The organism is Mycobacterium arosiense ATCC BAA-1401 = DSM 45069 (assembly GCF_002086125.1).
Lineage (GTDB): Bacteria > Actinomycetota > Actinomycetes > Mycobacteriales > Mycobacteriaceae > Mycobacterium > Mycobacterium arosiense.
Window position 1 is genome coordinate 1 of record NZ_MVHG01000122.1, and the last position, 11,994, is coordinate 11,994.

10 protein-coding genes are annotated in these 11,994 nt (G+C 64.3%); 3 read left to right on the forward strand and 7 right to left on the reverse strand.

Annotated features, from left to right (window positions below; all coding sequences use genetic code 11):
* Nucleotides 1–114 precede the first annotated feature (114 nt).
* Nucleotides 115–1,044 (forward strand): TIGR03564 family F420-dependent LLM class oxidoreductase, encoded by a 930-nt coding sequence (locus BST14_RS26140; RefSeq protein ID WP_211280823.1) that lies wholly within the window; start codon nt 115–117, stop codon nt 1,042–1,044.
* 78 nt (nt 1,045–1,122) lie between these two features.
* Entirely contained in the window at nt 1,123–1,905 is a 783-nt protein-coding gene (locus BST14_RS26145) for an SDR family oxidoreductase (RefSeq protein WP_083067202.1), read from the forward strand.
* Nucleotides 1,906–1,976: 71 nt separating this feature from the next.
* Here BST14_RS26145 and BST14_RS26150 read toward each other — a convergent pair whose 3' ends face one another.
* The 7 genes from BST14_RS26150 to BST14_RS26180 form a co-directional block, all read right to left on the reverse strand.
* Nucleotides 1,977–4,874, reverse strand: a complete 2,898-nt coding sequence (locus BST14_RS26150; RefSeq protein ID WP_083067203.1) for an MMPL/RND family transporter — start codon at nt 4,872–4,874, stop codon at nt 1,977–1,979.
* Complete coding sequence (locus tag BST14_RS26155) at nt 4,871–5,305, reverse strand: MmpS family transport accessory protein (protein ID WP_245845753.1); 435 nt, start codon at nt 5,303–5,305, stop codon at nt 4,871–4,873. Before BST14_RS26155 ends, BST14_RS26150 begins: the two co-directional genes overlap by 4 nt.
* Nucleotides 5,306–5,598: 293 nt before the next feature.
* Nucleotides 5,599–6,207: a TetR/AcrR family transcriptional regulator gene (locus BST14_RS26160; protein ID WP_083067205.1), complete on the reverse strand. Its 609-nt coding sequence runs from the start codon at nt 6,205–6,207 to the stop codon at nt 5,599–5,601.
* Nucleotides 6,208–6,406: 199 nt separating this feature from the next.
* Complete coding sequence (locus BST14_RS26165) at nt 6,407–7,333, reverse strand: alpha/beta hydrolase (RefSeq protein WP_083067206.1); 927 nt, start codon at nt 7,331–7,333, stop codon at nt 6,407–6,409.
* Nucleotides 7,334–7,405: 72 nt separating this feature from the next.
* Complete coding sequence (locus BST14_RS26170; RefSeq protein ID WP_083067207.1) at nt 7,406–8,077, reverse strand: enoyl-CoA hydratase-related protein; 672 nt, start codon at nt 8,075–8,077, stop codon at nt 7,406–7,408.
* A 43-nt stretch (nt 8,078–8,120) separates the two neighbouring features.
* Nucleotides 8,121–8,747, reverse strand: coding sequence for a TetR/AcrR family transcriptional regulator (locus BST14_RS26175; protein WP_083067208.1), 627 nt, complete (start codon nt 8,745–8,747; stop codon nt 8,121–8,123).
* A gap of 58 nt (nt 8,748–8,805) precedes the next feature.
* Complete coding sequence (locus BST14_RS26180; protein ID WP_083067209.1) at nt 8,806–10,410, reverse strand: PPE domain-containing protein; 1,605 nt, start codon at nt 10,408–10,410, stop codon at nt 8,806–8,808.
* Between the two features lie 314 nt (nt 10,411–10,724).
* On the opposite strand from BST14_RS26180, the gene BST14_RS26185 reads away from it, so the two are divergent.
* Entirely contained in the window at nt 10,725–11,732 is a 1,008-nt protein-coding gene (locus tag BST14_RS26185) for a CobW family GTP-binding protein (RefSeq protein ID WP_083067210.1), read from the forward strand.
* Nucleotides 11,733–11,994: the final 262 nt, after the last annotated feature.

The window sequence follows — 11,994 nt, forward strand, 5'->3', positions numbered from 1 at the left end:
ACTACGCTCAGAATCGGAGACCAGCCGCTGGCTGAGTCCTCAAACCAGTAAGTCTCCGGACTCGCCGGGGCGGTTCATGGCGGCATATTTGTTGGGGCGACCCGAAGGAGTGTGATGGGCATGCAGGTTTCCATGTTCGGGCAACTCAGCGGATCGGGCAGCCAATCGCCGATCGACGCAACGATCGCCAACCTGTCGATGCTGCGTGACGAGGGCTTCAAACGGGTGTGGATGAGCCAATTGCCTTATGAGCCAGACCTTCTCACCATTTTGGCTATCGCGTTGCATGAGGTCGACACGATCGAGGTGGCCAGCGGTGTGGTGCCGATTCAGAATCTGCATCCGATGCTCATGGCGCAGCGCGCCCTCACGCTGAGTCTGGCTTCGGGTGGCCGGTTCACGCTCGGGCTCGGCATGACCCATCAGGCGGTCACCGAGGGGATGTGGGGAATCCCGTGGGACAAGCCGGTGCGTAGGTTGAACGAATACCTCGACGGGCTGTTGCCCCTGCTGGCCGGTGAACCCGCCGCCGCGGCCGGGGAGACGGTGACCGCCCGCGGTGCGCTGATGATCTCGGGGGCGCCGCGACCCGACGTGTACATCGCCGCCCTGGGTCCGCAGCTGCTCAAAATCGCGGGGCGGCGCACGTCCGGCACCTGCACCTGGATGACCGGACCCAAGACGCTGGCCGAGCACGTCGGCCCGACGCTGCGGCAGGCGGCCGCCGACGCCGGGCGCGCGGGGGAGGTGCGTGTCGTGGCGTCGTTGCCGGTCAGCGTCACCGACGACGTCGACGCCGCCCGCAAGCAGGCGTCCGAACAGTTCGCCATTTACGACCAGCTGCCGTCGTACCGCGCGATGCTCGACCGTGAGGGCTATGCGCGGCCGCAGGACGCCGCCATCATCGGCGACGAGGACACCGTCCGCGGCCGGCTCGACCAACTGTCTGCCGCGGGCGTCGACGAATACGTCGCCGCGGTGTTCGATCCGTCGCCGGAGGGCCGGGCTCGCACGCGGGCGCTGCTGCGGGCGTACGACTCCTGACCCGCCGTTTGGCTATGGCCATACATCGCCTCCGGTACGTATGGTGCATAGACGAACCCATACGACAGGAGTTGCGCAGTGGCAGAACGGTTGGCGGGAAAGGTCGCCTTGGTCAGTGGCGGTGCCCGGGGGATGGGCGCATCGCACGTGCGGTCGCTGGTCGCCGAGGGGGCCAAGGTCGTCTTCGGTGACATCCTCGACGACGAGGGCAAGGCGGTCGCGTCCGAGGTCGGCGATGCCGCCCGCTACCTGCACCTCGACGTGACCAGGCCCGAGGATTGGGATGCGGCGGTAGCCACCGCGCTGGGTGAGTTCGGCCGCGTCGACGTGCTGGTCAACAATGCCGGCATTATCAACATCGGCACCTTGGAGGATTACGCGCTTTCGGAGTGGCAGCGGATCCTCGACATCAATCTGACGGGCGTGTTTCTCGGCATCCGCGCCGTGGTCAAACCCATGAAGGAAGCCGGCCGGGGATCGATCATCAACATTTCCTCGATCGAAGGCATGGCGGGAACCATCGCCTGCCACGGTTACACCGCAACCAAATTCGCCGTGCGGGGACTGACTAAGTCGGCCGCACTGGAGTTGGGTCCGAGCGGCATCCGGGTCAACTCAATCCATCCCGGACTCATCAAGACGCCGATGACCGATTGGGTTCCCGACGACATCTTCCAGACCGCGCTGGGCCGGGCCGCCCAACCCGTGGAGGTCTCCAACCTCGTGGTCTACTTAGCCAGCGACGAGTCCAGCTACTCCACCGGCTCGGAGTTCGTCGTGGACGGCGGCACCACCGCCGGCCTGGGACACAAGGACTTCTCCAACGTCGAGACCGACGCTCAACCGGACTGGGTTACCTAGTTCGTTGCCGCGGAAGTGCAACTGCCGACGCATTTCCCGAGTGGGACCGTCGGCAGTTGCAGTTTCGCGGTTCAGGCGTCCGCAAAGATTTCGCGCTTGTTGGCCGGCTTGGGCCAGGGTGACGGAACCGGGCGTTGCCGCACCCGTTGCGGCCACCAGAACCACTTGCCCAGCAGCGCGGCGATGGCCGGTGTCATCAACGACCGCACGATCAAGGTGTCGAACAGCAGACCCAGGCCGATGGTTGTACCCACCTGACCGATCACCGTCAGTTCGCTGACCGCCATGGTCATCATCGTGAACGCGAACACCAGCCCCGCCGATGTCACCACCGAGCCGGTGCCGCCCATCGACCGGATGATGCCGGTGTTCAGGCCGGCGTGGATCTCCTCTTTGAACCGCGCCACCAGCAGCAGGTTGTAGTCGGCGCCGACGGCCAGCAGGATGATGACCGACATCGCGAGCACCATCCAGTGCAGCTCGATGCCGATCAGGTGCTGCCAGATCAGCACCGAAAGCCCGAAGGATGCACCCAGCGACAGCAACACGGTCCCCACGATGACCGCCGATGCCACGACACCTCGCGTGATTATCAGCATGATGATGAAAATCAGGCACAGCGAGGCGATTCCGGCGATCAACAGGTCGTAGGTGTTGCCGTCGCTGAGGTCTTTGTAGATCGACGCGGTACCCGCGAGATAGATCTTCGAGCCCTCCAGCGGCGTACCCTTCAGCGCCTCGTAGGCGGCCTTCTTGATCAGCGGAATGTGCGAAATACCTTCCTGTGACATCGGATCGCCGTCATGGCTGATGATGAAGCGCACGGCATGGCCGTCAGGGGAGATGAAGTTCTTCATGCCCTTCTTGAACTCGGCATTGTTGAACGTCTCCGGCGGCAGGTAGAACGAGTCGTCGTTCTTGGAGGCGTCGAACGCCTTGCCCATGGCGTTGGAGTTCTTCTGCGCCTCCTTCTGCTGATCCTGAAGACCCTTCTGGGTCGAATACATGGTCAGCATCGTGGTTTTCATGGCCTTCATGTTTTCGATCATCGAAGGCATCAGCGCCACCATCTGGGGCATCAGCGTGTCGAGGTGATCCATGATCGGCAGCAGGCTCTCGATGTCGTCGGTCATCGTGTCGATGCCGTCCAGGCCGTCGAAGACCGAGCGGAGCGACCAGCACACCGGGATGTCATAGCAGTGCTTTTCCCAGTACAGGTAGCTGCGGATCGGGCGGAAGAAGTCCTCGAAATCCGCCATATGGTCGCGTAATTCGTTGATGTCGATGGTCATGTCATGCATCTTCTTGACCATCTGATGCATGTCATTGGTCATTTGTGCCGTGATGCTCTGCATCTTTTGCATGCTGTCGATTGTCGTCTGCATCATGTCGGCCTGATGCAGCATGTCGGCCATCTGGTCTTCCTGGTACTTCTGGTTCATCTGCTGGGTGACGCCCTGCATGCTGATCTGGAACGGGATCGACGTGTGCTCGATCGGCGTGCCCTGCGGGCGGGTGATGGCTTGCACCCGACCGATTCCCGGCACGCGGAAGACCGTCTTGGCGATTTTGTCGATTACCAAGAAGTCCGCCGAGTTCCGCAGATCGTGATCGCTTTCGATCATCAACACTTCCGGATTCATACGGGCCTGCGAAAAGTGCCGGTCGGCGGCGGCGTAACCCTCGTTCGCGGGCAGATCCGCGGGCAGGTAGTTGCGGTCGTTGTAATTGGTGCGGTAACCCGGCAGGGTCAACAAGCCGACCAGCGCGACCCCGATCGTCATGACCAAAATTGGGCCGGGCCAGCGGACAACGAGCGCGCCGATCTTGCGCCATCCGCGAATGCGTTGAGTGCGTTTGGGTTCGAGGGTCTTGCCGAAGCGCGTGGCCACCGCAATGACGGCCGCGCCCAGCGTCAGCGCCGCCGCGACTACGACCACCATGCCGATGGCCAGCGGAATACCCAACGTCTGGAAGTACGGCAGGTTGGTGAAGTGCAGGCAGAAGGTCGCGCCGGCGATCGTCATACCCGACCCGAGCACCACGTGGGCGGTGCCCTTGTACATGGTGTAATACGCCTCTTCTCGGGACTCGCCCACGGAGCGGGCTTCCTGATACCGGCCGATCAAAAAGATCGCGTAGTCGGTGGCGGCCGCGATCGCCAGCGTGACCAACAAGTTTGTGGCGAACGTCGAGAGGCCGATGATCTTGAAGTAGCCCAGGAAAGCCACCATGCCTCGCGCAGCGGACAGCTCGAGCACCACCATCAACAGCGTCAGCAGCACGGTGATGACCGACCGATACACCAACAGCAGCATGCCGATGATCACGGTGAACGTGGCCGCGGTGATAAGCTGCAGGCTGCGGTCGCCGGCGGTGTGCTGATCCGCCGACAGCGCCGCGGGCCCCGTGACGTAGGCCTTGACACCCTTGGGCGGCTGCACGCTCTTGACGATCTTCTGGACGGATTCCACCGACTCGTTGGCCAACGCCTCGCCCTGGTTACCGGCGAGGTAGACCTGGACGTAGGCGGCCTTGCCGTCGTTGCTCTGCGCGCCGGCCCCGGTCAGTGGATCGCTCCACATATCCTGCACGTGCTCAACGTGTTTGGTGTCGGCGTCGAGCTTTCGCACGATCTGGTCGTAGTAGGCGTGCGCGTCGGCGCCGAGCGGATTCTGGCCCTCGAGGACGATCATCACCGAGCTGTTGGATTTGTACTCGTTGAAGATCGCGCCCATCCGCTTGGTCGCGACGACCGACTGGGCATCGTCGGGTGCCATCGACACCGAACGCATCTTGCCGACCTCGTCCAGCTGGGGGACGACGACGTTGAGCACCGCGATGAGCGCGATCCAGCCGATGATGATGGGCACGGCGAGCGTGCGGATGATCCGGGGGATCTTGTCGTGCACGGGTTCTTTGACGACCGGGATGGCGTCGGTTCGGGTGTCGTCGACTGTTGTGCTCATGCGGATTTCACCAAGCAGAAGGTCAGGGCATGCACGCCGTGGGTGATGTTCTCGGCCTTGACTTCGTCATCGATGGTGATGCGGCAGCCGAGCGAATTGCCGTCGCTTTGTGCGGAAAGGTTGGGGAAGACCGAGGGGGCGGTGGTACTCAAGACCAGCGTCCACGGCAGCGGCGCGCCGTCGACGCGCTTCGGGTCGGCGGACAGGTCCAAGTAGTTCACGTTGGCCTGGCTGGCCGAGCCGAAGACCTCGTATTTGACGACCTTGGGCTTGAACGGCTTGGAATCATCGAGCCGCGGGCTGGTCATGACGCCGGTGTCATGGGCGCCGAAAAACGATTTGACCCGGACGACCGCAAACCCGCCGACCACCACGACCGCCACGATCAACAGCGGCAACCAGGCGTTGCGCACATGTCTCGATATCCGCACCTAGGAGGTCCCTTCGCCATCACTCGGTCGTGACGTGGATCAGCGTTTGCGCGACCGGAGGTCGTGGACAGGTGAGTGCCCACAAGCCGCATTGCTCAACGAAATCGATTGCTACGGTTCGCGCGCTGGAGCATCAAACGCGGTGACTGCTGCCCACCCACACCGGTTCACGCCCCCGGCGCCGATACCCGGCTCGCCTTGTTGCTGAAGCCTCCCCGCGTACCGCCGCCAGCGCATAGTACATGATGTGCATATCTTGCAGTGCATGCAACATTTGCTGTTGGTGTTTCAGGTCACTTTGTGAAGATGCTGTTCACCAGCGCGGCGGCACGCTCAACATAGGGCATCGGCGTGTCGGCGGTTCCATTTGCCTCGCCGCTGGCCCACTTCTCGAGGCCGGACCGCACCGCCGTCAACGCCAGCGCCGAGATCAGCGCCGCCATCTCGTCGTCGGGTTGCATCGCCTGGCGACGGACGATGATGTCGGTCAACTGGTTTTGAAATCGCTCCAAGTCGGCGAGGAACGCCGTCAGCACGGCGGGGGAGGTCTTGGCGAGTTCCAACATGTGGGCCGCGTGCTCGCGTCGCGGGGGCACGTCGCGCAGGTGGTGGGCCGCCAAGGTGATCAGCTCCGCCAGCACCACCGAGTAGGGGGCCGGCCCGGCGGCGACGAAATCCGCCACCAACTCCGGCGGTATGTCCGACGGGCCGTAGGCGAGCGCGGATTCTTTGTTGGGGAAGTAGTTGAAGAACGTGCGGGTGGCGATTCCGGCTTCGGCGCAGATCTCGTCGACGGTGACCTTGTCGAATCCGCGTTCCAGCGTGAGGCGCACCGCGGCGTCGCGGATGTCGGCGCTCGTCTGGCGGCGACGGCGCTCTCGTAGCCCTACGGGATTGGCCATACCCATATAGTTGCACGTTGTGCACACTTTGCAGTCATAAGGTTTCGCATCGAGGGTCGGCGGGCCGGTGTGTCATGCCCGCAGCAAAGACCGGCCAAGCGAACCCCGGGCGACTGGGTGGAAGGACGCCGAGGGATAAGTCCTTGTCGTCCAACGTGATTCGACTATGCGTCGCCAACGATGCGCTGCAGGATGGTGGTCATCCGCTCGGCGTGAGCGCGCCCCGCAAATATTCGCATTGGCTTTCGAAGAACCTCATCGATACGGGTGCCTTCTCGGCAATGTGATCGAAGGCATGAAAGGCGCCCGGAACGATTTCCTCCTGCACCGGCACTCCCGCCTCGCGCAGGCGCCGCGCGTATTCCAGGCACTCCTGATAAAACAGGTCCAGCGTGCCCACGCCGATCCAGGCGGGCGGCAGCCCCGACAGATCCTTGCGACGAGCCGGTGCGGCCTCTTCGGGATTGGCCCCGTTGAGGTACCACTGCCACGCCAGTTGGTTGTCGGATTCGGTCCACATGATCCGCCGGGCGCCGTCGCGCTTGGCGCCCGTGCGGTCGTCGAGCATCGGATAGACCAGCATTTGGAAGGCGAGTTGGACATCGTTGCGGTCGTGCGCCCGCTGGGCCACCGTGGCCGCAAAATTCCCGCCGGCGCTGGCCCCTCCGATGGCGAGTCGAGCCGGGTCCACCCACGGCTGACGGGCCAGCCACAGCAGCGCTGCATAGCAGTCTTCGACCGGAGTCGGGTATGGGTGTTCGGGGGCCAGCCGGTGGTTTACCGCCGCAATCGCAAATCCGGTGCGCTGAGACAGCTTGCGCAGGTACCTATCGTCCTGGGCCGCGTGGCCCATGATGGTGCCGCCGCCGTGGATCCACAACAGTGCCGGCGCACGGTCCGCGAGGCCGGCCGGACGATGCAGCCGGACGCTGACGTGCTGGTTGACCGCGGCGACGGGCACGGTGCGGAGCCGCCCCGCGTTGCCCATCAGGTTCATGACGGCGCGCTGAAACTTCAGGCCGCGGTGCAGGGCGTAGCCGCGCGGCACGAATCGCGCCACCTTGCGAAGGCCGGGATCCAAGACGTGAGGGGACGTGAAGTCGTTGTCCGGGAGCTTGTTTGCCATCCGAACCCTCTGTTCTGTTGCGCCGGCAGACATCGCTGACCATACAGGAGCAGGGGCAGTGTCAAGTATCAGTTAGTGCGAACCGTTTTCGTCATCGGTGAGTGCGCGCACCACGCGGTCGAACATCGTCTGCTTTATCGCGCCCAGCGTGCCGGGATCCTTGCCCAGCAGCGGTCGCAGCACGTCGAGGGCCGCGTCGGTGACCGCGCCCTCCGGGAAGTTGGCGTCGACGATGCCGAATTCCTGCGCATCCGGGCCACCGAAGCGTCGGCCGGTGGTCATCGAGGCGACGGCGGCGCGAGGGGTGAGTTTGGCCTGGATGAGCGCGGCCATGCCGGGATTGAACGGGATACGGATATCGACCTCGGGAAAACAGAAGTATCCGCGGTCGGCGCGCATCACGCGAAAGTCATGCGCGATGGCCAGCATCGCGCCGGCGCCGAACGCGTGACCCACCACAGCGGCCACGGTCGGCAAGGGCAGGGTGAGCACGCGGGCCAGCAGCCGGTGCACCCGAGCGATGTACCACTGCCCCTGGTCGGTGTGAGCGCTCAGCCATTTTAGATCCAGGCCGTTGGAGTAGAACTTCCCGTCGGCGGTGGTGATGAGTCCCTGGGCGCCGTCCGCTATGGCCTGGTCGAGTGCCTGATCGATGTCGTCCAGAAATGTTGGCTCGAAGCGGTTTTCATCCTCGCCGAGGCGAACGATGGCGATTTTGTCGTCGTACTCCAGTGTCACGGACATGTGTTTTCCCTTGAGTTACGTTGATAGTTACGAGGTTTGATCGTCAGCGCCGCTGTCGCGACGAAGAAGGCCCCACCGCGAGCACCGCACGCACGGCCGCATGTAACTGCGCGCGGGCTACTGTGTTCCCAAGCCGGTCGCGGCGCAGCAGCAGCGCGGTGGGCAGGTCGACGACGCAACCCGTTATCGCGTCCACCGCCGCCGCGTCCTTTCGGTCCCACACCGCGATGGCGAGCCGCACCAGCAACGCCACGAGCAGCTTGTCGAGACGGCGCAACTCACCGGCAACATCGTCGGGAACATCGTCGGCGAGCACATCCTCGCGACGCACCCGCAACACGAGCGTCGATGAGCCCGGATACCGCTGGGCGAACACCACCGCCGCGTCGGCGGCGGCCACCACGGCGTCGATGGGGCCGCCCGGGCCGTCACTGGCCATCGCTTCGTCGACAAGTGAAGTCTGTATCGCCAAGAAGCGCCTACCCGCCCGCAGCCAAGCCTGGCCCATCAACCCGCCGCGTGAGGCAAACGTATGGTAGACAGCGCCATTGGATACTCCCACCGCGTCGCTGATGGCTCGGATGGTCACCGCGGTCGGGCCCGACCGCGCTACCAGATCCTCGACGGCGTCGAGCACGACGTCGGGATCATGCGTACGCGGGCGTGGCATCCGAACACAATAACAGAGCGGATGCTCCGTTATTCAGGCCCGGGGGTGCAGCATGGTTTCAGTCGGGGTCGAGCCGATTACTGGGCATCATCGGAACGGCCGTTGCGCCGCCGAATGCGTCACCGGTCAGCGTCACCAACCCCGCCGCGCGCCGCTCGGTTGCCGGGGCGGCGAGTCTCGCCGGCGCGCCACCGAGGTCGGAAACCAACGCGGAATTCGCCTGTCCGGCCCCGTCCGAGGGGACGATCTCTTCCGATTCGGGATCGAGAAACTCGTAGCGGTAGCCGCGGTCGGTGCTCGTCGGTGCTTTTCGTCGTCGGCGCCGGGCCCGCGGCCTCAGCGCTGCCGGTGACGTGGCGGCGGTCGAGGGCGTGAGGGCGTCTGGGGTTGGCTTGCGGATTTTGTCCGGCGCGCTCAGCTCCGTTGCGGTGCCGAGAACGCCGACCAAGTAAGGGGAGACGAAACCCTGTGCCGATATGGCACTTTCGGGACCCACCACCGTGGGCGGTGGCGAGGGTGGGCCGCCGGGTGCGCTCGCGGCCATTGACGTGGGCAGTGGAGACGGGGCCTTCAGCGGCGCCGTAGTGATCGTCGGCGCGGTGGTGGCACTGGTCAGTGGAGGCGCTTCGGTCAACGGCATCGCCGGTGCCGGCACCGGGACGGGGGTGACAGCGGGGATTGGCGTCGTTGCGGCCAGTCCGGCAAGCCCCGCGAGCCCGCTCGCCGCTCCCGCCGGGACCGCCAGAAGTGGCGTAGCCAGCCCGAGGGTGTAGATCGGATTGCTCAGGAAAAAGCTGAGCAGACCGACCGGGTTGAAAAGGAGAAGGTTGATGAAGACGAGTGTCCGGTGGATCACGAATTGGAGCGCGAGCATCACGATCGTCTCAAGCAGTTGAGCGGGGTTGTGCGCGTACATCGGGATCAGGGTCTCCACGCGTGACAGGAACATCGACAGACTCGGATGCATCGACCAGCCCTGCGGGGAAAACGGATTGAACGGAAACAGCGCTTCGAGCCACTCCTGGAGATTCTGGGGCAATGAGGTTCCCATGATGTAGGGATTGCCGCCCATTCCTGACCCACCGCTCATCCCGGAACCGGAATTCATGCCGGAACTCGAGTCGGTGTTCATGATCTGGGGCGCCGCCATCGGCTGCGGGGCGGCGGCCACTGCCGCTGTCGAGACGGCCTGATACGTGCTCATGGTGGCGGCGGCTTGCACCCACATCCGCGTGTAGTCGGCCTCGTTCAATGCAATCGGAATGGTGTTGAGCCCGAAGAAGTTTGTAGACACGAGTGCCGCGTGCATTGCGTGGTTCGCGGCCAACTCGCCCAGCGTCGGCATGGTGGCCAGCGCGGTTGTGTACGCGGCCGCCGCGGTCTCGTGCGCGGCGGACATTGCGGCGCTGTCGGCGCTGGCCCGCGCCAACCAAGCGATGTAGGGCGCGTGTGCGGCCAGGTATCGCGCGGAACTCGGACCTTCCCACGCGCTGGCTTGTGCGTCGCCGAGAAGTGCAGTGAGTTCGCTTGCCATCGAGGAGTATTCGGTGCTCAACGAGCTCCAGGCGCCGGCGGCGGCGAGCAGCGGCCCGGGCCCGGGGCCGCTGGAAAGCAGCGCCGAGTGTATTTCCGGCGGAAATGCCATCCAGACCGGCGCGGTCATCGCTGGTCCTGCCGGCCGGACGGGCGTCGCGCCCACGTCTCGTCACCGCGGAGAATCACCGCTGCTCCTCTCGGCCGGAGCCCACCAGCAACGCCGCAGTTGCACGATGCGCGGCCACCGGGCTGAAGGGTGAGCCGCAGCCATAAGCATATCTCTGGAGTGTCCGCAGATGCGGAGAAAATGCTGATAATTGTCTGTAAATACGGACGCAATGGGACTTCGCACCGGTCGCGCGACGCCACAACCTGGACGCAGGCGGTGAATGTTGCGACGGATAGCATCGACTGTCCAAACTCGATGCGGAAGGTGAGGCTTTGGCTGCGATACCCGTCATCGCGCTAACTGGTCACCTCGGAGCCGGCAAGACGACGTTGCTCAACCACCTATTGCGCCACCCCGGCACACGAATCGGAGTAGTGGTCAACGACTTCGGCGATATCAATATCGACGCCGGTCTGGTGGCCGGTCAGGTCGACGAGCCTGCCTCCATCGCCGGAGGTTGCATCTGCTGCCTGCCGGACGGCGGTGGGCTCGATGAGGCACTCATCAAGCTCGCCGATCCCGGTCGGCACCTCGATGCGATCATCGTCGAGGCCAGCGGGTTGGCCGACCCGGTGGCGATCGCCCGGCTCATCGGCTTCAGTGAGATCCGCGGGGTCCGGCCGGGTGGGCTTGTCGACGTCGTCGATGCCGTGAATCACTTCGATACCGTCGACCGCGGCACGCTACCGCCGGTGCGCTACGGCGCGGCGTCGCTGATCGTGGTCAACAAGCTCGACCAGATTCCTGAGGATGAGCGGTCGGCGGTGCTCCACCGCGTCGCGCACCGGGCGGCACAACGCAATCCGCGTGTACATGTCGTCGGCACCACGGGTGGCCGGATAGACCCCGAGCTGCTGTTCGACGCATCGGCCACGTCCGGTCAGTTCGGGCAATTGTCGTTTTTGGACCTAGAGCCCGAGCACCACCATAACCACGTCCACGCCGACGCCGTCACGGTCGGCAGCTCCGGTTGCGTGGACCCCGACGCCCTGCTCGACCTTCTCGAACAGCCCCCGCCGCAGGTGTTCAGGCTGAAAGGCGTCGTCGCGGTGCGGCACCGCACGACCGTCCGGGAGTATCTCGTCAATCTGGTGGGCAGCGGCATCCACATCGGCAAGGCCCCGCGGGGAGCCATGGCCAATTGTCTGGTGGCCATCGGGATGCATCTCGACGTCCCCGCCGTCCGCGCACGACTCGACAACGCAGTGCAGCCTGCGTCGGGGCCGGCGTCGGCGCAAGCTCTGCAGCGGTTAGAGCGGTACCGGCGGCTCAGCGTCTGACGAGAATCCGGCAAGATGCGTGTCGTCGTCAAAGCGCTGTCCGGCAGAGGTATTCGTCACGGTGAGTCTTAATGACGTTGTCAAGTAACGGTTCTCGATAAATGCCGGGAACACGACGCCTAACACATCTGCCGATTTAGTTGATGGAATGTGGTTCGTCATTGTCGTCGTCAGACCCGACTAAATGTACCGAGTCATGAGATTGGTGTCAGTCGGCTGATCGGTGGGAGCCCGCCAAGTGCACTGTGACGCCGTTGAGTGT